The following is a 21564-nucleotide window of genomic DNA, read 5'->3' as shown; positions in this document are numbered from 1 at the left end:
AGCGCCATGAAGCCAAACCCGATGCACCGTCAGAACCACCGTTTGCCTTTCTGGTCCCTGATTTTTCTCGTGGGCGGGCTGCTGGGACTGATTGGGGCTTCCTGGCAGGCGATTGCCCAGCAGGACACGCCGAAAACCGCACTGGTGTTGACGGTTGAGGGTGCGATCGGCCCGGCCACCATGGATTACGTTACCCGCGGCATCAGGCGGGCCGAGCAGGAGAATGCTGGCCTAGTCATTCTGGAAATGGATACGCCAGGCGGTTTGATGGACTCCATGCGGGAAATCATCAAAACCATCCTCGCCTCAGAAGTGCCCGTGGTAACTTATGTCTCTCCCCATGGGGCCCGCGCCGCCAGTGCCGGTACCTTTATTCTCTACGGCAGTCACATTGCTGCTATGGCCCCAGCCACCAACCTGGGCTCGGCGACGCCGGTACAGATGGGTGGCTTGCCCGGCTCGCCAGAGCAGCCACAGGAAAACCCTGCCACGGATGACGATTCCTCAGAGGCCAGTGGCGATGAGCCAGCCGCTGAACCTCAGAAACGCCGGGGTGATACCGCCATGGAACGCAAGGTCTTGGAGGACGCCGTCAGTTACATTCGCGGTCTGGCCGAGCGCCATGGACGGAATGCCGACTGGGCGGAAGAAGCCGTACGCGAAGCCGTTAACCTGGGCGCAACCGAGGCGCTGGAACTCAATGTGGTTGATGTGGTGGCACCGAATCTCCGGGAATTGCTGGATGCGATTGATGGCCGTACGGTGCGGATGGCCACAGGGGAACGGGAGCTGGCAACGGCAAATCTGGAACTGGTCCGTGCGGAACCGGACTGGCGAACCCGCCTGCTGTCAGTGATCACCGATCCGAACGTCGCCTATTTCCTGATGATCATCGGCTTTTACGGCATTATTTTCGAGCTGTCGAATCCCGGTGCGGTGTTCCCCGGGGTGATTGGCGCGATTTGCCTGATACTTGCGTTGTTTGCGTTTCAGGTGTTGTCGGTGAATTACGCCGGCCTCGCGTTGATCCTGCTGGGGCTGGCGTTCATTGTGGGGGAAGCCTTCATGCCGAGTTTCGGGATTCTGGGGGTCGGTGGGATTGTCGCGTTTGTGACGGGCTCGGTGATTCTGATGGACGGCAGTCACCGGGATATTTCTTTGCCTACCATTGGCGGCACGGCGATCGTGGCGGGCGGCTTTATCCTCTGGACGGTTACCCGATTCATCGGCTTGCGACGACGCACGCCAGTCAGTGGTAGCGAACACATGGCTGAGGAAAAAGGCGTGGCATTGGACGACTTTGAATCTTCCTACGAGGGGTACAAGGGCCATGTCCGGGTCAGTGGGGAGCGTTGGAACGCCCGTTGCCCGCATCAGATCACCAAGGGCACGCAGGTGCAGGTAAACGGTATGGAGGGTCTGACCCTTCTGGTGGAAGCAAGCCCTGATTCCGATCAAGTCCATTGAACGAGCAAGTCGTACTAACCAACGGCAAATCAAGGAGGCCGTATGAACCTGGGTGATATTATTCCCTATATTGCACCGACTGTGGTGCTGCTTCTGATTCTCGGTTCCGCCATCAAGATCCTGCCGGAATACGAGCGAGGTGTGGTGTTTTTCCTGGGCCGGTTTCAGGGCGTCAAAGGTCCCGGCCTGATTATTGTTATCCCTGGCATTCAGCAGATTGTGCGTGTGGATCTGCGGGTGATCACTCTGGATGTACCCAGCCAGGATGTCATTTCCAAGGACAACGTGACTGTCAGAGTGAATGCGGTGCTCTATTTCCGGGTGGTTGACCCCGAGAAGGCGATCATCCGGGTGGAAGACTACGGCGCGGCCACCAGTCAGTTGGCGCAGACGACGTTGCGCTCTGTGCTGGGTAAACACGACCTGGACGAAATGTTGTCCGAGCGAGACAAGCTGAATTCGGACATTCAGGAGATCATTGATTCCCAGACCGAGGACTGGGGCATCAAGGTGGCCAATGTGGAAATCAAACACGTTGACCTTAACGAATCGATGATCCGCGCCATCGCCCGGCAGGCAGAGGCAGAGCGGGAGCGTCGTGCGAAAGTCATCCACGCAGAAGGGGAATTGCAGGCGTCCAAGAAACTGGTTGAGGCGGCAGAGGTAATGTCTGTGAATTCCGGTGCCATGCAGTTGCGTTATCTGCAGACCCTGTCGGATATGAGCAACAACAACTCCTCCACGATCGTGTTCCCGCTGCCGATGGATATGATCAAGAACTTTTTGGATAATCAGGCGGGCAATAAGGCACCTGGCAAGCTGGATCAGTAGCACGCGGGCTTGCAAACACGCACAAAAAAGGCCGGTTAAACCGGCCTTTTTTGCTAAACGGCAGCCTTATTTCTGGCTGGCACGCTCGAGCATGCGCTTGGCGCGCTCGTTCGCTTCGTCAGCGGACTTCTGAGCGGCACGGGCAGCAGCCAGTGCTTCTTCAGCAGTCTGCTGAGCAGTGCGAGCAGCGCTGGCAGCGCTGTTAGCAGTATTCAGAGCGTTGTTCGCAGTTTGCTCGGCGGAGCTTGCAGTTGCATTGGCTTCATCGATAGCAGCCTGCTCGGTAGTGGCACAGCCTGCAGTCAGAGCAGCGGCCATTGCAAATCCGGCGATCGTCAGTTTACGCATGGTAAATCCCCTTATTGGTCGTTTTATTTCCTGTGATCCAGAAGTCAGTAAGACGACTTCCTGTCAGCTAAGCCCGATAGGCGTTGACTACCGGAGTCGTTAAACAGTGTAAAACACTCAGAGACAAAATGTTAACTAAGGATACGTAAATTTTCTTAGCCTATGACAACAACTTAATGCTCATGTCATGAACGGGAGACTTCTGTATGGCTGATCACTGGCTCAAGGAAGAATCCGAATGGGGGTGCCGTTATCGACCAGGGACCAGATCTCGTCCATTTCCTCATTGGTAACGGCAATACAGCCTTCCGTCCAGTCCAGCCCGGCATACGCAAAGGCAAGATCTCCAGCCTCATTGGGCAATCCGTGGATCATGATACTTCCCCCGGGATCGAGTCCCCAGGCCTCCGCCAGTTCCCGGTCTCGCGCGTTCGGGTACGAGATGTGGATCGATTTGTAGAAATCGCTGTTGGCGTTGCGCCAATCCAGGATGTAATCCCCTTCCGGCGTTCGTTTGTCCCCTTCATACAGCTTGTGCCCAACCGGATTGTCGCCCAGTGAGATCCGGTAGCTCCGTACCTTCTGCTCGCCACTCAAAAGGTACAACCTGCGTTCACTTTTGCGCACCAGAACCTGAGTAATGTCCAGATGCTCTTCCAGTGTTGGTTCCGTGCCTGGCATGGCCATGCGAGTGTCGGCTCGGGCCAGTAACTCCGAGCTGCTGGCCATGGCAGGCAGGATACTAAGCAATAGCGATAGAAAAACTCTGAAGATCATAATGCTGGCACAGGTCGCTGAATGGTTAAACTTTGTTCACGAGTGTTTATAGCATAGCCAGCAAGGGGATTGATAAGGGGTTTTGTTACGGTTTTTGGTTTTCGTGCACGAATCGGACTGTTGTCACGCATCCATTTTCAGGCCGACCTTGGTTACCCGGTCGGCCTCAGTGGCTCTGGCCACCAGTGTCACCGGCCCCAGTGTGACCGTGTCACCTACCACCGGATGCCCTTTGGTGCGCTTGGCAAAACATTCGGCCAGCGACAATTCCGGGGGCAACTCGTCGAATTCTATGCCATAGACCTGTTCCACATCGCCCAGCAGGGCATCCCCATTGAGTACAAAGTCGCCGAAGAAGGCGCGCTCTGCCAGGTGTTTCGGGGCTTGCCGTCCGCTCAGGGCTTTGCCGAGCTCGGGCAGTAGGGAGGGGGTGGCGAACATGGCAAGCATATCACCGGCAGCCACCTGCAGATCCTTGGTTGGTTGCAGGCATTTACGTTGCCTGAATACACCCGCGACTGCAGTGTTCTCCGGCAGGCGAAGCTGGCCCAGCGCCCTTGGCTTCTCCCAATTTTGCCCCCTTAACGGAAACAGCATCAGCTCATGGTCGCCAGCAGACGGCGCATCCAGCGGTAACCGCCGATAGGGGTCTTCACCAGCGGGTATTTCCAATCGCAGCTTGCGGGCCAGAGGAGCCATGGTAGTGCCCTGAACGATCAGCGACACCAGAACAATAAAGAACGCAGCGTGGAACACCAGTTGGGCATCCGGCAGGTCGGCAATGATCGGGAACAGTGCCAGCACGATCGGCACGGCACCCCGCAGTCCTACCCAACTGATAAACCCCAACTCTCTGCGGTTGAAGCCGAAAGGCCAGAGCGTGATCAGTACGGTCAAAGGGCGGATCACGAAAATCAGCGCCAGGGCAAGAACCAGGCCGGCGCCCGCCAGTGGAATCAGGTCAGACGGATTGACGAGCAGGCCGAGCATCAGGAACAGGCATAGCTGGGCAAGCCAGGCGAGGCCGTCATGCACCTGAAGAATCATCGGCATCATCCGGACATGGCGATTGCCGATCACCACACCGCACAGGTAAATGGCAAGAAAGCCACTGCCGCCAACCGCGTTGGTGGCGGAAAAAACCGAAATACCGGCGGCACCTACCAGCAGGGGGTATAACGCGGGGGTCAGACGCATCCGGTTGGCCAGCTCCACTACCAGGAACCCGCCCACCACGCCGGCTGCCGCGCCGATACCGAATTGCTGCACCAGCATAACCAGACCGGCGAGTATGGTGCCTTGCTCATGCTGGCCGATGAGCGTGACCAGCATGAGCGTGAGGAAGATGGCCATGGGGTCGTTACTGCCGGACTCGATTTCCAGGGTCGCACTGACCCGCTCATTCAGGTGCAGGCCCCGGCCCTGAAGCAGGGAGAAAACGGCCGCTGCATCGGTGGAGGAAATAATGGCGCCAATCAGCAAGGCCATCATCCAGTGCAGGTCAAATACCCACCAGGCCACAATGGCAGCCCCGCCAGCGGTAAAGGCAACACCGAGGGTGGCCAGAACCAGTGCCGGCCGCAGGCCCACCCGGAAGGTTTCCACCCGGGTGCGCATGCCGCCATCGAGCAGGATGACGGCCAGCGAGAGATTGGCAATGAGAAAGGTCAGCTCAAAGTTGTCGAACTGGATACCGCCAGGCCCATCTTCACCCATCATCATCCCGACGACGAGGAAGACCAGTAACACAGGCATCCCCACCCTGCTGGAAAGCGGGCTGAGTACGATGCTGAAGACCAGCATCAGGGCGCCAATCAGGGTGAACGTGGGATCCATCAGACTCCAGACCAAAGGGACTTGCCCGGGTGCAGTCCCGGGCCTATATTGCTATGGCAATCATTATGCAGGCGGGCGTAGCTCAATGGTAGAGCAGAGGCTTCCCAAGCCTACGACGTGGGTTCGATTCCCATCGCCCGCTCCAGCCTCACACGCTAAGCAGTGGTTCGCTCAATGCAACTTCAGGCGAGGATGCATCGCTCGGCTGATCTTGTCCATCAGCCAGATAATGCCCGTGCGCAGGAACCCGTGCAGAGCAACCTGATGCATCCGGTACAGGGATACATAAAACAGCCTGGCCACCTTCCCTTCAATGTACATGCTGCGGCCAGACAGGTTGCCCATCAGGTTGCCGACAGTGGTGTAACGGCTGAAATTGATCAGTGAGCCATGGTCATTGTAGACAAACGCCACCGGGTTTTTGCCCTCCAGGCGGTTACACAGGGTCTTGAACAGGGCGTCGGCCTGCTGATGGGCGGCTTGGGCTCGTGGCGGTACGGGATGGTCGGAATCGGGCTGCGGGCAGGCTGCGCAATCACCGAAGGCAAAGATGTCGGTATCCCGTGTGGTTTCAAGGGTCTGCGTTACCAACAACTGATTGCTGCGATTGGTTTCCAGGCCGCCAAGTTCGGCCAGAAACGGTGGCGCCTTGATACCTGCCGCCCATATGGTCATCTCTGACGGGAGTTCGGTGCCGTCTTTCATGACCAGGCTGTTTTCGCGCACTTCGCTGACTGGCTGCCCGGTCAGTACTTTCACCTTCTGGCGTTCCAGTTCACGGGTGGCTGCTGCTGACAGTCGCCCGGGCAGAGCCGGCAAAATCCGGTCTGCCGCTTCGATCACGCTGATGGAAACGTCCGAGGACTGCAGGTGGTTCATGCCGTAGACCGGCAATTCCCTGGATGCCAGTCGCAGCTCGGCAGCCAGCTCCACGCCCGTGGCGCCAGCACCGATGATACTGATGTTCAGAGTATGGGGTTTACCCTGATTGGCCTCGTGGTTTTTGCGCAGGAAGGCGTTGAGCATCAGGTTATGGAATCGCCTTGCTTGCCTGAGGCTGTCGAGAAACAGGCAATGGTCCTGGGCGCCGGGTGTGCCGAAATCGTTGGCTGTACTGCCCACAGCAATCACCAGGGTGTCGTACTGAATCCGACGCTCAGGTACCACCTCGTGGCCTTCTTCGTCCAGGAACGGCGCGATGATGATTTCCTTGGCCGCCCGATCAAGGCCGTTCATGCGCCCCAGCTGAAATTCATAGTGATGTTTCCGTGCGTGGGCCCGGTAATTGATTTCGTTGGCACTGGCGTCCAGTGAGCCGGAGGCCACTTCATGCAGCAGAGGTTTCCAGACGTGGGTCAGGCCGGCGTCGACCAGGGAGATGCGGGCTTTGTTTCTCTTGCCGAGCTTGTTGCCCAGGCTGGTGACCAGTTCCAGGCCTCCGGCGCCACCGCCGACAACAACAATGTGATGCAGGTTTTCCATAGCAGTCAGACCTTCAGAAGATGAGAGCCAAGCGCTCTCGCCGGAAAACGCTTGGCTGTCTGCTCTGATCAGTCTGACCCGTTTACACAAAAGGTAGGCTGCTAACGCCATTATATTAACGTTGAAGGCCCGGGATGACAATTGGACGGAAGTGCTGCCTGGCAGGTGCTTTGGGTCATATCTGAGCCAGGGGACCGTGATTTCTTGCGCTGCTTTGCTAATCTGGACACAGACCTGACGTGGTTGATAAAACCGGATGACTGGCTGTTGCCGTATCACTTGGCGATGGCTGATTTGAACAAAAGCCGCTCGACAGGAGAGACGATCGTGAAACTAGAGGTGCGTGGAGTAGAAGAGGGACAACCCATTCCAGAGAAGTTTGCCTTTGGGGTGTTCAGTGAGCAGGACCACATGAGCTTTGGCCCCAACCGAAACCCCGAGTTGGTCTGGTCTGGGGCACCGGAGGCTACGAAGAGTTTTGTGGTGATGATGTTCGACCCGGATGTGCCCAGCGTAGCCGATGATGTGAATCAGGAAGGCAAAACCGTGCCCGCTGACTTGCCGCGGGTGGATTTCTTCCACTGGCTGCTGACAGACATCCCAGCCAATGTTGGCCGCATTCCGGAGGGTGAAGACAGTGATGGCGTGTTGCCCAAGGGCAAGGACCATGGGCCGGGTCCGATTGGCGTTCGGGGTGTGAATAACTATACCCAGTTCCTTGCCGGCAACCCGGATATGGCGGGCACCTACGCCGGCTACGATGGTCCCTGCCCGCCCTGGAACGACGAGATCATTCACCACTACCATTTTGAAGTGCACGCGCTGGATGTCGAAAGCCTGGGACTGGAGGGTGAATTTGACGGCAACGATGTACGTCAGGCCATGGCCGGGCACGTGCTGGCCAGTGCCCGGGTGACCGGCACTTACACCCTGAATCCGGACCTGCGCTAATGCCGTCGGTTGCCGGGCTGATGGTTTAGCGCCCGGCTTCATAAAACTGACTTGCCACTGTCACCCGGGTGTCACCGGAGCTTGCCAAGGTTGTTACAGGAAACCGAGGGCAGGCCTGACACCACGGGAGGCACCATGCGATCGTATCGCAGCGTATTCATTTCCGACGTTCATCTGGGTACGGCCGATTGCCAGGCCGACTACCTGCTGGATTTCCTCAACAACGTTCGCTGCCAGACGCTGTATCTGGTCGGTGACATTATCGACCTGATCGCCATGCAGCGCCGGGCCCACTTCCCGGACAGCCATCGGCAGGTTATCCACAAGCTGCTGGCGCTTGCTGCCTCTGGTACCCGGGTGGTTTACATTCCCGGGAATCACGACGAGTTTTTCCGGCGCTTCTGCGGTCAGTCTTTCTCCGGCATCGAACTGCAGTACAAGGCCGTGCACACCACCGCCGACGGTCGTCAGTTTCTGGTCTGCCACGGCGACCAGTTTGATCAGGTGGTGCGCTGCAGCCCGTTGATGCTGCTGGTGGGAGATCGCGCCCACGGCCTGTTGCTGCGGCTAAACCGCTGGTTCAACGCCCTGCGTCGGCTTCAGGGCAAGCCTTACTGGTCGCTGGCGGCCTGGATCAAGGGGCGGATCGGCAAAGCAAGGACCTTTATCCGTCGATTTGAGCTGGCGGCCCTGACAGCGGCTGAGAAAGGTCACTATCACGGATTCATTTGCGGTCACATCCATTCGGCGGGTTTTCTGCGCAGCGATGATGGCCTCTACTGTAACGATGGCGACTGGGTGGAGCATTGCACTGCGCTGGTTGAACAGGACGACGGCAAGCTGGAGTTGCTGCACTGGTCAGAATCACCTGCCATTCTGAGCCGGGAACCTGAGCAACCGAGCCCGGAGCTGGCTGGTGATGCCCGGCCGGTGATTGATGTCCTGCCAGCGGCGTTTCTGGAGCAGTTCAACGGTCCCGTGAGCTAGAGGCCGGTTGGATGGGGGCAGAAGTTTCACCTTTGCAGCGCACACCTGGCCGGCGTTCAGTTGTGTACTTTATAAGCCTCCAGAATCGCCGCCATGTCGTCGCCGAGCTGCTTCACCTCGGTGGCGGACAGGTTGCGCTCAGCCATCGAGCGTAACCCCATAATCTGGCCTTGAATCAGCCTTGCCAGCCGCCGGCAATCAGTCTTGGCGGCAATCTCTCCCTGATTTTTTGCACTTTCCAGCAGCTCAGCAAAGGACGTTTCAATGGCGGCCAGCACACTCTGGGCCTGTGAATACAGTGCCGGGTTGGTGCTGCTGGCTTCCAACAGGGTTTTCACAATCAGGCAGGCCCTGGCCGGAGCGCAGTCAACATCGGCGCAGCTGCTGGCTATGTTTCTAAGATACGCCTGCAACCCCTCAACGATGCTGTCATAACTCGCCATGTGCTCGGAAAGATCCGCCCCACCCTGCCGGGCGTAACTGGCCAGGGCTTCAGAAAACAGGCCATCTTTACTGCCAAACGTGGCGTAAATGCTGCCGGGGCGCATATCCAGCGCCTGCTCAATCTGCTTCATTGAGCTGCCGTGATAGCCCTTGTTCCAGAACAGACTGACGGCCTTCGCCAGGGCTGCATCCCGGTCGTAGCTTGGAGGTCTTGGCATAACAACACCGCCTTCGTGTGAGCTTTGAATGTTCGCTCAATTATACCTTGAGTGAACGCTCAAAAACAGATAGGCTTTGGTTGTTGAGCAATCATTCATAAACTTGATTGGAGTACCGCAATGGCAGATTTCAAACTGCATGATATTCAGTCCGCTCCAGAGGGAGCCAAGCCGTTCCTGGAAAATTCCCAAAAGAACTTCGGCATGATTCCCGGCCTGCATGCGGTCATGGCTGAATCGCCGCAAGTGCTTGAGGCGTACCAGAAACTGCATCAGCTGGTTCTGGATAGCAGCTTTAACAACGATGAGAAGACCGTGGTCTGGCAGACCATCAACGTTGAGAACGCCTGTCACTACTGCGTTCCCGCGCATACCGGGATTGCCAAGATGATGGAAGTGTCTGACGACATTACCAATGCCCTGCGCGACGAAACTCCGCTTCCGAATAACAAACTGGAAGCGCTGCGCGATTTCACCCTGGCGGTGATGCGCAAGCGAGGCAACCTGAGTGAAGACGACCTCAGTGCATTTTTCGAGGCCGGCTACGATAACCGACATGTTCTGGAAGTGATCATGACGTTGTCCCAGAAAATCATGAGCAACTACATCAATCACGTTGCGAAAACACCGGTCGATGAGCCGTTCAAAAAGTTTGAGTGGAAAAAGGCCTGATGTCCGGTGGTGATTGGCCGGCCGCTTGCCGGCCAATCACCGTCCTGCCGTAACAACTTGCCTTGGACTGTGTCGATATATCGTATTCAGTCACCATGAATGGAGTTGTTATGACCGGTTATTTCTCGATTCTCACCAAAACCCTGTCGCGCGGGTTGATCGCACTAGGGTTCCTGTCGGCCAGTGTGCTGGCGGACACCTCCCCTTACGAGCCATTCCAGCAGCTTGTCACCGATCATCTTATTGAGCACACGCTGCCGGGCAATGGACTGGTCTCCGCCTTTGATTATGAATCGGCTCTGGCCGATGACAAGACGCTCCCGCGTCTCGAACAACAGCGGAGCCGTTTGGCGTCGTTTGATCTGAACCAGCTTGAAACACAGGCTCAGGCCGTGGCTTTCTGGATCAACGCCTATAACTTTTTCATGATCGACCAGATTCTGACCGAGCAGCCGAATGGTCAGCTTGTGTCTTCGGTTTGGGATTACGGCGGCCGAATCAATCCGTTTGTCAAAAATGTCTTCGGCCGGGCTAACTTTACGGTGGCCGGCCAGGCTTACAGCCTGGATCAGATTGAGAAGGGGATTCTGCTGGGCGATGACTTTAAGGCCCGTGGCTGGAAAGACGCGCGGGTGCATTTTGCCGTCAACTGCGCCTCCGTGGGTTGTCCGCCTCTAAGGGCAGCGGTATACACTGCGGCGAATTTGGAGCAATTGCTGGCCGAGAATACCCAGCGGGCATTGAGCACCGAGCGTCAGCTCCGGGTTGAATCCGGACGTTTGTATGTGAGTGAGCTGTTCAAGTGGTACGAGGAGGATTTTCAGGAGGCTTCCGGGTCAATCCGGGCATTCATTCTGGAGTGGGCGACGCCTGAGGTGTCCGAGCGTGTGAGCCGTGCGGCGGGACTCAGCTACATCGACTACGACTGGAGCCTGAATACCCCATCCAACTTCTCAGAAATTTCCAGGTAACGGTGGATAAAGGGAATGGCCGCTATGCTTGTTCGATAGCGGCCCAAATCCCGGTTATTTCGAATCATTGTCTGCGCGCTGTGCGACTTCAACTGTCTTGTCCGGGTAACTCCGAGCTTCATTGAAGCGATCAGCCTGACCATCCATCGCCAACGCGACGTTGGCAGATGCAGCAAGTACAATGGCAGTTACCAGTGTGATGAGTTTGTTCATGATTTTACCCTCTTGTCGTTTCATAACCTGGCTCAAGGGAGAGTCAATCACTCGCGCCCCTTCGCCTGGTATATAGACACCCGGTGGTGTGAACTTGTTGCAAGGGACTTGATGAAAGATGGCCAGGCACCTTTCAATGCGGTGCTCCAGCCGGACCTGATCGCCCCACTCAGATTTTCTGTGCCGGCAAACCCGGCCCCTGGAAGCGGTGGGTGTGAATATGTCTCAGTTCGAGTTCTGGAACTGAACTTATCCCGCCGGCAAGAAAAGCCCCAAAGATCTGGTGCGAGAACTGGATGTGCTGGCCGGGACGCTAAGATCTGTCTGATCACAAAAAGACTTGCTGTGAGCTCTCGCAGTAAGATACCAGGCTGTCGATCAATGGCCTCGCGGGCCAAGTGGATTACAGCGCAATCAGTAATAATCCTATACAGATAATTGCCGCTCCCATCATGCGCCAGCCAGATCGTTGTCTTTCGCCGAACACGTAAATAGAGGCCAATGTGGCCAGAACGATACCAGTATTAGAGTAGGCGACCACTTCCGCCGAGGGCAGAAAGCGCATGGTATGTATTACCAATGCATAGGCAAGGCCAACACACAGCCCGCCAACCATCATAATGGACAGCGGTATGCGTTGCGGCGGTGTCCAGCGCCCGGTCTGGTGCCGAAGCGCCAGCGTCAGCGTGATAAAAGCGGCACTGTACCCCACCGATACAAAACCAATGATCTCCGCAAACCCAGGCAGGCTGCCGGTGGCCAGTTTGTCGGAAATCGAGTAGATGCTTGTGGACACCATGGCCGTAAACGCCCAGGGTATTGCAATCCGTTCACCCTGTCCGGCTTTTCCTCCCGCGAGAATCGCCAGCCCGGCCACGCTGATGACAATGCCCAGCCAGCCCGTGAGGCTTGGTGATTCTCCGGTCAGCAACAACCACCACAACGCAATCAGAACAGGGGAGCTCCGCACCAGCGGATACACCATGGCGACGGGTGCATGCCGGTAGGCTTTCCACAGGCCGAAAAAGTACAGCGCGTTGGCACTGGCAGAGACAATGACAAGTCCGAGAAACGAGTATGACCAGACATCCGCCTGCCAGAGGGCGTAAAGCCCCCAGGGAGCCAGCACAACCAGATGAGCGAGCAAGGCCCACCAGAGTGGCCAGGCGGCGCCAGGCTGGTGCCTGGCGATCAGATTCCACAAAACATGCATGAGCACCGATGCCACAAGCGCGGTTGTGGCGCCGATCATGCCAGGGTGCCTCCATCATCCAGATCAAAGGCCTGGCCGTCGGCAACGGCAGTGATGTTGGCGGGCAATGTATTGGCCGGGTCCATCAACCAGCAATCGGTCTCGTGGCCAAGATGAGTTAGCCAACCTCGGTTTGCGCCACTTCGATGGATGATTGCCACCGCTGTAGTGACATCGTTGTGGTTATGGAGCTCTTTCCCGGATGTTTTCGTGGGTGGGTGACTGCAATCCACCGCCAAGCCATGGGCCTGCCAGTGCCGGATATATTCATTGGTTCCGGCGGGTAATTCCAACGTGTCCGTGAGGTACGCAAACCGGGTACCTTTCCGATTTTCGATGGCATAGCCGAAGGTAGGTTTCGAATGGTTGAGCGGCAGCGGCGTCAGGCGTAGGCTGCTGAGTTCTATCGTTTCAAAGGCCCTGAGATCCGCAAAATCCAGCAGGCCGGGGTGCTTGAACAGGTCGGCAAAGCCCTCGGGGTCCGGCGGCCCGTAAACGGGAATTGGGTCACCTTTGCCCCAACGCAGGTGAAGCAGTCCCTGAACGTGGTCCGCGTGGTAGTGGGTCAGCACAATAGCCGAGAGTTCTCCCGGCTCGAAGCGCTCGTGCAGGTCCATCAGCCCTGCATCCAGCAGTATCTTATGGTCGCCCTCTTGCACCAGTGCGGAGCAGGGGCGGCGTATATGCTCCGGGTCTGATTTTGCCCGCCGGCAGGCAGGGCAGTCACATCCGAAACGCGGCACTCCGCCTGCCCCGCCGGTGCCCAGGAAGGTTATGCGCATACGCCCTGCCTCCGGAACCTATTGATGATGGATAACAGGCGCTGGCTGGCGGCCTCCGGGGAATGGGTGTTGTCTATCCGCAGGCAGCCTCTGTGACCGTCAAGGTCAAACAGGCTGTTGCGAGAGAGTCGCAGTTCGATATCTTTCAGAGTTTCCCGCCCGCGCCCGGCCAATCGATCCCGGAGCACTTCCGGTGCTACGTCAACCAGAACCGGGCGAAGCTCCGGGTAATCCTTTAACGCAGAATCCAGGTAGCCTCTGGAGCCATTCAAGACGACGGTCAGGCCTTTGGCCAGCCATTGATTGATCTCGATGCCTATGCCGTAGTGGCAGCCATGGCTGGCCCAGCTCATGGCGAACAGCCCGGCGCGCTGGCGCGCCAGGAATTCGCCTTCGGTGAGCGCAACATGATTTTCTCCGCCGGCTGACGCGGGGCGGCTAATGTAGCGGTGGGCAAAGCATACATCGCATTCCTGCCCCAGTTGTTGCCTGACGAGGTTGATCAAGGTGTCCTTGCCACTGCCTGAGGGGCCAATCAGGTAGATCAGTGTGCCTGCCATCTCAGCACCTCCTGCCCCCGGGACCAGACACGGCCAGCCCTTGCCGCAAGGCCGGAACCTTCTATGGCAATCAGGTCTGCCCGCTTGCCCTTTGCAATAACGCCGCGATCGTCGAGCTGAGCGGCTTGAGCTGGGTTTCGGGTAACCAGGGCAAAGGCCTGTGGCAAAGACAGGTGATCATCGTCCACGAGTCGTAACACCGCCGGTAACAGGGCTGCTGGTGAATAATCACTGCACAGGCAGTCGGCCACCCCGGCCGTAACTGCATCCAGCGCTTTCATGTTGCCGGACTGAGAGGCGTTGCGGAGAATATTGGGCGCACCAAACAGCGTTGACAACCCAGCCTTGCGCGCGGCTACGGCGGTATCCAGGTTAACCGGGAACTCGGAGATGCGAGCACCGAGGCCTTTGAGAACAGCGACTTTCTCGGTGCTGTCGTCATCATGGCTGGCCAGTGGTACTCCTTGCCGGCGGGCATTGCCGGCCAGCTGTTCCATTCGGGCCATGGCACCCCGGGCGGCAGCGCGTTTCTGGTCCAGAATGGCCTCCACGTCGTCAGCGGAGGTTTTGTAGGTTTTCGCCAGATAGTTCCGGTAGGCTTCCACGTCCCGGAACTGACCCTGCCCCGGGCTGTGGTCCATGAAAGACAGCAACTGAACGATGCCCTCTGCCAACAGAGCGTTCAGAATCTCAGGCGCGGTTTCGTCCGTGACTTCGTAACGGGCATGGACTCGGTTATCCACCATGCCTACACCACGGTGCGCGGCCATGGCTCGCGCCAGATCAGCCGCCACTGCGTTATTGCGAACACCCAGTTCGTGGTTGGCAAAAGACAACGCATGGTAAACCGTGGTGATGCCCGCTACGGCGTTCCGTTTGTCCGCCAGGGTGGCCGCTAACTGGAACGGAAAATAGACGTTCGGCCTGGGTTCCGCCTCTTTTTCGAGGGCGTCGCAGTGCAGGTCAATCAGGCCCGGTGCCAACAGGCAGCCTTGCAGGTCGATCCGCTCCACACCCTGAGTATCGGCTGGCCCGAGGGTGGCGATGATGCCGTTTTCAATCAACAGGTCGGCCTGCTCCTCGACCCTATCCTCCAGGATAATTCGAGCGTTGGTCAGCAGTTGGCGTTTGGTGGTCAGGCTAGTCATGGTTACTGAGTCTCCAGAGCAGAGGTCTTCCGGGTAAGGGGTTGCGGGGGGGCGAGCCGGTGTTCAGCATCGGCAAGCGCGGCGACCAGGTCGGGGTCATGGAAAATGGCAATCATGGCGACACCAGCCCGCTTGAATTCCTGAAGCAGCTCGATCACTCGTCCCGTCGTGGCCTTGTCCAGGCTGGCTGTGGGTTCGTCCAGCAGCAGCAGACGAGGCTTGGCGATAAGCCCCCGTGCCAGGTTGACTCGTTGTTTCTCGCCACCGGAGAAGGTCGCTGGAGGCAGGCGCCACAGGCGCTCGGGCACGTTCAGGCGGGCCAGAAGTGTGCGGGCCTGCGCCAGAGCCTCCCCTGCTTCCACGTCCCTGAGTATCAGAGGCTCGGCTACAACTTCTTCAGCCGGGCGTCGCGGCACACAGTGCAGGAACTGGGTTACAAAACCGATGTCGCTGCGGCGCAGTCGCAGCATGTCCTGTTCGCTGATTCGGGCCAGGTCCATCACACGGCCATCCGCGGTGCGGAAGTTGAGGGTACCGCTGCCGGGAAGATAGGTTCGGTAAATGCATTTCAGTACTGAGGATTTTCCGGCGCCTGTGGGACCGGTCAGGGCCGCTAGCTGGCCCGGATAGGCGGCCAGATTGACGCCGGAACAGGAGGGCACAACCTCGCCCTGTGCGTGTAGGTTGAACTGTTTGGCTAGTCCGTTGACCTCAAGAATCGCTGTGTCGGGTAAGTGCGTCATATCTTCATGCCTCACAGGGTGGATGCCACCAGTTGTTGGGTGTAAGCATGCTGCGGATCCTCGAGAATCTGGTCGGTCAGTCCGGACTCAATCACCCGGCCGTACTTCATCACCAGAGTGCGGCTCGCCAACAGGCGGATAACGCCCAGATCGTGGGTAACCACAATCATGGCGGTACCCAGTTCGTGTTGTATTTCCAGAATCAGGTCGAGAATCCGGGCCTGTACTGACAGATCCAGGCCGGTGGTGACTTCGTCGAGTAACAGAAGCGGAGGCCGTGTGGCGAGTGCTTTGGCAATCTGGACCCGTTGCTGCATGCCGCCGGAGAACTGTTTCGGCGACTCGTCCATGCGACTGACCATCACGTCGGTGCGGGTCAGCAATTCGCCGGCGCGTCGGCGGATGTCGCCATAGTGATTGAGATCGTTCATCAACAGTCTCTCGGCAATGTTGCCACCGGCGGAGATGCCAAAATTCAGCCCAAGGTTCGGGTTCTGGTACACCATGCCGAAGCGGTGATTACGCAACCAGCGCTGCTCGGCACTGTTCAGGCTGAACAGCTCCTGTTTGTGGTCGCTGTCCCGGAAAACGGCACTGCCGCGACTGGGCGCCTGATCGAAATACAGGGTTTTGACCACGGTGGACTTGCCACTGCCGGATTCCCCCATGATCCCGAGGATCTCACCCGGCTGGAGGCTGAAGCTGACGTTGGCGGCGGCGACAATCGAGCCACAGGCTGGGCAAAGGTTGGTGTCATGCTCGGGGCCGGTAAGGTCCAGACAGGCTGGGCATTCTGTGCCATGGATGCGGGTAAGCCCCTTCACTTCAAGAATCGGGTTCATTGAGTTACCTCCCCGGCGTCTGCCCGGGCTAACTGATGGTTGCAGTAATCGTTGTCTGAGCACTGCCAGGCCTTGCTGCCGTCTTCCAGGTTCAGTTCATCCAGGAAGCTGTCGGTGGTGCCGCAGCGGGCACAGGCACGGCGTTGGCCGTCAGCCGTGCAGAAGTCCTCGGTCCGGAACGGTACATCGTCAAATACCAGCGGTTCGGCATCGGTGTAGGGCGGCACGGCGTATATTTTCTTTTCCCGGCCGGCACCAAAAAGCAACAGCGCCCGAGATTGATGCAGCTTGGGCACGTCATAACGGGGGATAGGGCTTGGGTCGATCACGTAATGGCCGTTGATTCGCGTGGGGTAGCGATGGGAAATAGTGATTTCATCGAACTTCACCAGGTCCTCGTAGAGCTTGGTCAGCAGGCGAGCGTAATCGCCCTCGCCGTGCATGATTTTTCGCTTTGCTTCTGATGGCTCCACGATCACCAAAGGGTCCGGGTACGGCACCTGGAAATTCAGTACCTGGTCTTCCCGAAGCGCCGTTTCGGGTACACGGTGGCGCGTCTGTATCAGGCTGGCCTCGGCGGTATGCTCGGTGGTGGCGACATTCGGGCAGGTCAGTTCGGCGAACTTGCGTAGATTCACCGCGTTTACCGAGTCGTCCGAGCCCTGGTCGATCACTTTCAGGGTGTCCTCTGGGCCGATCATGGACAGCGTGAGCTGTAATCCGCCGGTGCCAAAGCCCCGGCCCATGGGCATCTCACGGGAGGCGTAGGGGGTCTGGTAGCCGGGAATGCTGATAGCCTTGAGAATCACACGACGGATCTCCCGTTTGGCAAACTCATCCAGAAACCCGAAGCCATAGCCCTCGTCGTTGCCTGGCAGTCGGTAGTTAGGATTCATGGCTTTCCTCCTGCGGGCTTTCCTGAGATTGCTCGTACTTTTTGCGGGTTGAACGCAACCGGTCCATGTCGGACTGGAAGGTCACGTAGTGAGGCATTTTGTAGTGGTTGGCAAAACCCATGGAGTCCACGCCATCGATGTGCATCAGGACGAATTCGGGATCTTCAGAGGGGTTTTCCGGGCCGTCCCGCATGCCTTTTTGCAGGGCCCGGTCGAGGATGGCCATGCTGATGGCCTTGGTTTCGTTGTGGCCGAAGCATGCACCGTAGCCAAGGGTGAATTCCGGTGCGGTGCCCTTGCAGGTGTCTGTGTCGTGCGGCTCATACATGGCAATGACTTCGCATTCAGTCATCAGTACCTCACCGGCCTCCGTCAGTTCACCTGTAACCGGGTGCGGTAGCACCACCGGCAGGTAGCCTACCCGCAGCTCCGCTACGGTAGGGTGAATATCGCCATAGCCGCGCATATTGGAGTAGGCAATCGCCAGCATGGAGCCGGTCTCTGCCCGGGCCATGGTGGCCAGCGCTGCAGAGCGGCTGACCGGAAAGATAAGCGGGTCCCGGGTGATGTCAAAGGCGGGGTTGCGGTGCGTCGCTTTCGGTGGCAGCAGGCCCTCTCTGCGGAGCGCTTCCAGCACTTTTGGAAAGCTGTCGGGCAGTGTTTCTTTTGGCGCATTCTTCAGGAATGTGGACGACATCTGTCGGAAGGGTTCCGGTGATTCTTCCGCCAGTTCGAAACGCATCAGTCGCAGAGCGTAATCGTGAGTCGGGCCAAGCATCTGGCCGCCGGGAATATCCTTGAAGGCACTGGAAATACGCCGTATAAGTCGCATTTTTCCGGTGTCTTGGGGCGGCGTTTCCAGCAGTCGGGGTTTGGTGGAACGGTAAGCCCGCAAGGCAAAACCAGCTTCCAGCGTATCGCCCTGCATCTGCTTGATTGCCAGGGCTGCAAGTTGTGGGTGATACAGGCCACCTTCGGACATAATTCGGGAGGTCAGCAACCGCAGCTGATGCTCAATGGCATCCAGTGACAGCGGATCACTGCCCAAGACAGGTCCTCCAGCCCGGAGTGCCTCGAGGGCACTGGCAGCGGCATCGATAGCCTTCTCGCCCCCTTTAATCGCTACGTAACCCATCAGTTGGTTCCTCCGCTGATTTGCGTCGTGCGCGGCAGCGCCACAACCTGATTGTCGTCGACCAGAATGAGGTCGACGCCCATGGGAAAACTGCGATTCCAGCGGTGTCTGGCTGCCAGCCATCCGCTATGGAGACCCTCCACAGCCAGATAACAGGTGTTCTCGATACCTGGTCCCCGTAACATCAGGGGAAATTCCGAGGCGTTTTCCAGGCTGGCGACGCGAACAATAACAGTGGCACCCTGCTCCGGTTCGGCCAGTGTGCCAAGGGTTGGTGCAAAGGTAGGGGCATGGCGGCCATCCGCCACCACAAAGCCGGCACTCTCGGTACCGGCCTCCCGGATGCCCAGGCGCCGGATATCCGCGGGTGGAATCAACTGCTCAGGATCTGCCAGGGTGATTTCGTTATCGCAGAGGACGGCGACGACACAGGTCGGGCCAAGGGCGTCTGTGCAGGGCGGAAGCAACTGGCGGCGACCCGGAAAGGAAAATGCTGTCATCAGTGCCCGGAAGGCCCGCTGTTGGTAGAGTGGACTCCAGACGCTGTTATTCAGCTCCGTGGTGTTCAATTTATTCATCGTCATCCTCGCTGCCATCACCTAGTAGTGAAAAATCGACGCGGGTGGCGGCCAATATTGCGTTGCGTTCGGCCTGGACCTGCTGAACGGCCTCGCTCCCCGCTGCCAGCAACGACATTGCCTGTTCGTGGTATGGGAGTCTTGCGGCCAAGGTGGCATCAAGAATGGCCAGAGCCCTGGCCAGTGACTGCCGGTCATCCAGCAACCGGGCACCGCCCTCGGCGCGGGTTCCATCCGGGGCAACCACCTCCACGTTCGCGTGGCTAACCGGTACTTCGCCCAGGAAATACAAGTCGTTCAGGGCGGAATCCGGCAGCTGCAGAAGGCCCAGGCCACTCTGGGGCAATGTGACATCCCTGACTTCGCTCTGGTCGGAAATCTCGGCGGCCAGCGCTTCAGTGAGCTCTGCCGGTATCGCTGACCAGTATCGCAGCCACTGGCTGCGAGGTGGCGGCCAGTCGCTCTGGGTTATGGGTTCGTTCATGGGTAAAACCTCTTTATATACAGATGTCTATACAAGTCATTGCGCATCAAAAGGCCCAGCCTTCAGATCATGCGGGCACGGATGCGGGCGGAGATCTGGTCCAGGACGAATACAAACAGGAAGATGGCGATCAGAATGGTCATCACGTGGCCGTAGTCATACAAATCAAATCGCCCTTTTAATTCCTGGCCAATACCCCCGGCACCAACCAGACCAATAACGGTGGCCATGCGCAGGTTGCGGTCGAGAATGTAGGCGGTGTAGGCAACGTACTGGGGCAGCACCTGGGGCATGACGGCATACCAGAGAGTCTTTATTTTGCCGGCGCCGATGGCTTCCAGAGCCTCCTGAGGGTGTTTGTCGGCGTTTTCAATGTCCTCGGCGTAGAACTTGCCAAGAAATCCGGCTGCGTGAAGGCCGAGAGCCAGCACTCCGGCAATCGGGCCGAAGCCGTAAGCCAGCACAAGAAACAGGGCAACGATCAGCTCCGGCACCGAGCGCAGCAGGCTGATGAAGCCGCGGGCCACGGTGTAGGTCACCCTGTTTGGTGAATAGTTGCTGGCGGCAAACCAGGCTAGCGGGATGGATAGCGACACAGCCAGGAGGGTGCCCCAAAGAGCAATTTCAAGGGTCTCAATCATTTTGACGAAGACCGTTTGTACGTAGCCCATTGGGCGGTAGAGAACATCCACATTTTCTGTTGTGGTTTCCAGTTGAAGGGTATCCGGATTCAACTGCTGGCGTATGGTTTCCCGTGATTCTATACGGCTGAACCATGGAAGGTGCGAGGTGTCGAGATCATTCATGCGGGCTACTTCTTCGGAGCTGGCCAGCACCGGTGGCCACATGGAGTTGGCAACTTTACTGAGGCCACGAACTACCTGCGAGTCATCGTTGAGACCAATCAGGTTACCCACGGCTTCGGTGGTCATGAGTACCATTCGATCCATATCAGTGCGCTGGCCGGTCACAATCAATAAAGCCAGCAGCAAAGTGGCAATCAACAGGTGTTTGAGACGAAAGGGTTGGTCCAAATGCCAGCTAAGGCGAGCATCTTTTGGTGGAACCGGGATTGGACGGGGGTTCATCAGGCACCTCCCACGGCGACGTCGTAAACGGACTCATCAGCCGTTTGGGTGCACTCGGTACCGTCGCCCCAATCCGCATTGTGGTAAAGGTGGTTCAGGCGCTGCTCATCGAACTCTTCAGGCGTGCCGTCAAAAACCACCGCGCCGTCTCTCATACCGACAATGCGGTCGCCAAATTCCCGTGCCAGGTCAACCTGATGCAGGCTGCAGATCACGGTGGCATTCAGTTCTCTGGCGGAATCCCTTAACAATTTAAGAATGTCACGGGAGATTTTCGGATCAAGGCTTGCGACCGGCTCGTCTGCCAGCACCACTTTGGGATTTAGCATGAACGCACGGGCAATGCCTACGCGCTGCTGCTGGCCTCCGGAGAGTTCCCCGGCACGCCGGTGAAGATGGTCTGGTTTCAGACCGACCCGCTCCAGGTAATGGCAGGCTTTTGCCCGATGCTCGGGATGGAACCAGCCGCACAGCGCACGGGCCAGTGATACGTCTGGCAAGGCGCCCGAGAGTACGTTGGCTGCGACACTGGCGCGGGTAGCGAGGTTGAAGTGCTGATGAATCATGGCGACTTTTTTGCGCAGGGTTTTCTGAGTGGCCGGGGTCAGTTCAATGCCCTCTACACATACTTTCCCTTCGGTCGGCTCCATAAGACCGTTAACAGCCCGGAGCAGGGTCGATTTACCCGCGCCGGATGGGCCCAGGATGACGCAGAACTGACCTTGTGGAACGTTGAGGTCAACGGTGTTCAGGGCGCGGGTGCCATCGGGCCAGGTTTTACCGATACCGCTCAAGTGAACCATGGGTTGCGATTGGGCGTTCATGGTGCTCTCCTCTGAGGTGCCCGCCCTTAGGGGCG

24 protein-coding genes and 1 tRNA gene are annotated in these 21564 nt (G+C 58.0%); 7 read left to right on the top strand and 18 right to left on the bottom strand.

The genetic code is table 11. The annotated features are described in order from the left end of the window. Window positions 1-6: 6 nt before the first annotated feature. A complete protein-coding gene (locus ABIE59_RS09690) occupies window positions 7-1467 on the top strand; it encodes an NfeD family protein (RefSeq protein ID WP_354446412.1) in 1461 nt (486 codons plus the stop codon). Window positions 1468-1509: 42 nt separating this feature from the next. Beyond that, window positions 1510-2298: a slipin family protein gene (locus ABIE59_RS09685; RefSeq protein WP_354446410.1), complete on the top strand. Its 789-nt coding sequence runs from the start codon at window positions 1510-1512 to the stop codon at window positions 2296-2298. 66 nt (window positions 2299-2364) lie between these two features. Here ABIE59_RS09685 and ABIE59_RS09680 read toward each other — a convergent pair whose 3' ends face one another. The 3 genes from ABIE59_RS09680 to ABIE59_RS09670 form a co-directional block, all read right to left on the bottom strand. Continuing rightward, window positions 2365-2646, bottom strand: coding sequence for an Lpp/OprI family alanine-zipper lipoprotein (locus ABIE59_RS09680; RefSeq protein WP_058092877.1), 282 nt, complete (start codon window positions 2644-2646; stop codon window positions 2365-2367). 222 nt (window positions 2647-2868) lie between these two features. Beyond that, a complete protein-coding gene (locus tag ABIE59_RS09675) occupies window positions 2869-3423 on the bottom strand; it encodes a L,D-transpeptidase family protein (protein WP_354446408.1) in 555 nt (184 codons plus the stop codon). A 123-nt stretch (window positions 3424-3546) separates the two neighbouring features. Then, complete coding sequence (locus tag ABIE59_RS09670; RefSeq protein ID WP_354446406.1) at window positions 3547-5259, bottom strand: potassium/proton antiporter; 1713 nt, start codon at window positions 5257-5259, stop codon at window positions 3547-3549. 71 nt (window positions 5260-5330) lie between these two features. On the opposite strand from ABIE59_RS09670, the gene ABIE59_RS09665 reads away from it, so the two are divergent. Continuing rightward, window positions 5331-5404: transfer RNA gene (locus tag ABIE59_RS09665), tRNA-Gly, on the top strand. A 26-nt stretch (window positions 5405-5430) separates the two neighbouring features. Here ABIE59_RS09665 and ABIE59_RS09660 read toward each other — a convergent pair. Then, complete coding sequence (locus ABIE59_RS09660; protein WP_354446404.1) at window positions 5431-6741, bottom strand: NAD(P)/FAD-dependent oxidoreductase; 1311 nt, start codon at window positions 6739-6741, stop codon at window positions 5431-5433. Window positions 6742-7068: 327 nt separating this feature from the next. On the opposite strand from ABIE59_RS09660, the gene ABIE59_RS09655 reads away from it, so the two are divergent. Together ABIE59_RS09655 and ABIE59_RS09650 are read left to right on the top strand one after the other, a co-directional pair. Beyond that, window positions 7069-7692, top strand: a complete 624-nt coding sequence (locus ABIE59_RS09655; protein ID WP_354446402.1) for a YbhB/YbcL family Raf kinase inhibitor-like protein — start codon at window positions 7069-7071, stop codon at window positions 7690-7692. 135 nt (window positions 7693-7827) lie between these two features. After that, window positions 7828-8679 (top strand): UDP-2,3-diacylglucosamine diphosphatase, encoded by an 852-nt coding sequence (locus ABIE59_RS09650; protein WP_354446400.1) that lies wholly within the window; start codon window positions 7828-7830, stop codon window positions 8677-8679. A gap of 56 nt (window positions 8680-8735) precedes the next feature. On the opposite strand, the gene ABIE59_RS09645 is transcribed toward ABIE59_RS09650, so the two are convergent. Then, a complete protein-coding gene (locus tag ABIE59_RS09645; RefSeq protein WP_354446398.1) occupies window positions 8736-9341 on the bottom strand; it encodes a TetR/AcrR family transcriptional regulator in 606 nt (201 codons plus the stop codon). Between the two features lie 120 nt (window positions 9342-9461). On the opposite strand from ABIE59_RS09645, the gene ABIE59_RS09640 reads away from it, so the two are divergent. After that, window positions 9462-10013 (top strand): carboxymuconolactone decarboxylase family protein, encoded by a 552-nt coding sequence (locus tag ABIE59_RS09640; protein ID WP_354446396.1) that lies wholly within the window; start codon window positions 9462-9464, stop codon window positions 10011-10013. A gap of 110 nt (window positions 10014-10123) precedes the next feature. Further along, window positions 10124-10984: a DUF547 domain-containing protein gene (locus ABIE59_RS09635; protein ID WP_354446394.1), complete on the top strand. Its 861-nt coding sequence runs from the start codon at window positions 10124-10126 to the stop codon at window positions 10982-10984. A gap of 54 nt (window positions 10985-11038) precedes the next feature. Here ABIE59_RS09635 and ABIE59_RS09630 read toward each other — a convergent pair whose 3' ends face one another. From ABIE59_RS09630 to phnC, 13 genes are all read right to left on the bottom strand, one after another. Next, entirely contained in the window at window positions 11039-11197 is a 159-nt protein-coding gene (locus ABIE59_RS09630) for a hypothetical protein (protein WP_354446392.1), read from the bottom strand. 403 nt (window positions 11198-11600) lie between these two features. Beyond that, a complete protein-coding gene (locus tag ABIE59_RS09625) occupies window positions 11601-12449 on the bottom strand; it encodes an EamA family transporter (RefSeq protein WP_354446390.1) in 849 nt (282 codons plus the stop codon). Next, complete coding sequence (gene phnP / locus ABIE59_RS09620) at window positions 12446-13231, bottom strand: phosphonate metabolism protein PhnP (RefSeq protein WP_354446388.1); 786 nt, start codon at window positions 13229-13231, stop codon at window positions 12446-12448. The genes ABIE59_RS09625 and phnP overlap by 4 nt, the downstream gene beginning before the upstream one ends. Continuing rightward, complete coding sequence (gene phnN / locus ABIE59_RS09615) at window positions 13222-13791, bottom strand: phosphonate metabolism protein/1,5-bisphosphokinase (PRPP-forming) PhnN (RefSeq protein ID WP_354446386.1); 570 nt, start codon at window positions 13789-13791, stop codon at window positions 13222-13224. The genes phnP and phnN overlap by 10 nt, the downstream gene beginning before the upstream one ends. Continuing rightward, window positions 13776-14939, bottom strand: coding sequence for an alpha-D-ribose 1-methylphosphonate 5-triphosphate diphosphatase (locus tag ABIE59_RS09610; protein ID WP_354446384.1), 1164 nt, complete (start codon window positions 14937-14939; stop codon window positions 13776-13778). Before ABIE59_RS09610 ends, phnN begins: the two co-directional genes overlap by 16 nt. A 2-nt stretch (window positions 14940-14941) precedes the next feature. Further along, complete coding sequence (phnL, locus tag ABIE59_RS09605; protein WP_354446382.1) at window positions 14942-15682, bottom strand: phosphonate C-P lyase system protein PhnL; 741 nt, start codon at window positions 15680-15682, stop codon at window positions 14942-14944. A gap of 11 nt (window positions 15683-15693) precedes the next feature. After that, complete coding sequence (locus ABIE59_RS09600; protein ID WP_354446380.1) at window positions 15694-16524, bottom strand: ATP-binding cassette domain-containing protein; 831 nt, start codon at window positions 16522-16524, stop codon at window positions 15694-15696. Continuing rightward, the gene (locus tag ABIE59_RS09595; RefSeq protein WP_354446378.1) at window positions 16521-17420 is read right to left on the bottom strand and encodes an alpha-D-ribose 1-methylphosphonate 5-phosphate C-P-lyase PhnJ; all 900 of its coding nucleotides are present in this window, start codon (window positions 17418-17420) and stop codon (window positions 16521-16523) included. The genes ABIE59_RS09600 and ABIE59_RS09595 overlap by 4 nt, the downstream gene beginning before the upstream one ends. Beyond that, window positions 17410-18555 carry a carbon-phosphorus lyase complex subunit PhnI gene (locus ABIE59_RS09590; protein WP_354446376.1) on the bottom strand — a complete coding sequence of 382 codons (1146 nt, stop codon included), beginning with the start codon at window positions 18553-18555 and terminating at the stop codon, window positions 17410-17412. Before ABIE59_RS09590 ends, ABIE59_RS09595 begins: the two co-directional genes overlap by 11 nt. Beyond that, window positions 18555-19133, bottom strand: coding sequence for a phosphonate C-P lyase system protein PhnH (gene phnH, locus ABIE59_RS09585; protein ID WP_354446374.1), 579 nt, complete (start codon window positions 19131-19133; stop codon window positions 18555-18557). The genes ABIE59_RS09590 and phnH overlap by 1 nt, the downstream gene beginning before the upstream one ends. Then, window positions 19126-19617, bottom strand: coding sequence for a phosphonate C-P lyase system protein PhnG (gene phnG, locus ABIE59_RS09580; RefSeq protein WP_354446372.1), 492 nt, complete (start codon window positions 19615-19617; stop codon window positions 19126-19128). Before phnG ends, phnH begins: the two co-directional genes overlap by 8 nt. A gap of 62 nt (window positions 19618-19679) precedes the next feature. After that, window positions 19680-20705: a phosphonate ABC transporter, permease protein PhnE gene (gene phnE / locus ABIE59_RS09575; protein WP_354446370.1), complete on the bottom strand. Its 1026-nt coding sequence runs from the start codon at window positions 20703-20705 to the stop codon at window positions 19680-19682. Further along, window positions 20705-21529: a phosphonate ABC transporter ATP-binding protein gene (gene phnC, locus ABIE59_RS09570; protein ID WP_354446368.1), complete on the bottom strand. Its 825-nt coding sequence runs from the start codon at window positions 21527-21529 to the stop codon at window positions 20705-20707. The genes phnE and phnC overlap by 1 nt, the downstream gene beginning before the upstream one ends. Window positions 21530-21564: the final 35 nt, after the last annotated feature.

This window comes from Marinobacter sp. MBR-99 (assembly GCF_040547575.1).
In the GTDB taxonomy this organism is placed as follows: Bacteria; Pseudomonadota; Gammaproteobacteria; order Pseudomonadales; family Oleiphilaceae; genus Marinobacter.
This window is presented reverse-complemented; position numbering and strand designations above follow the sequence as displayed.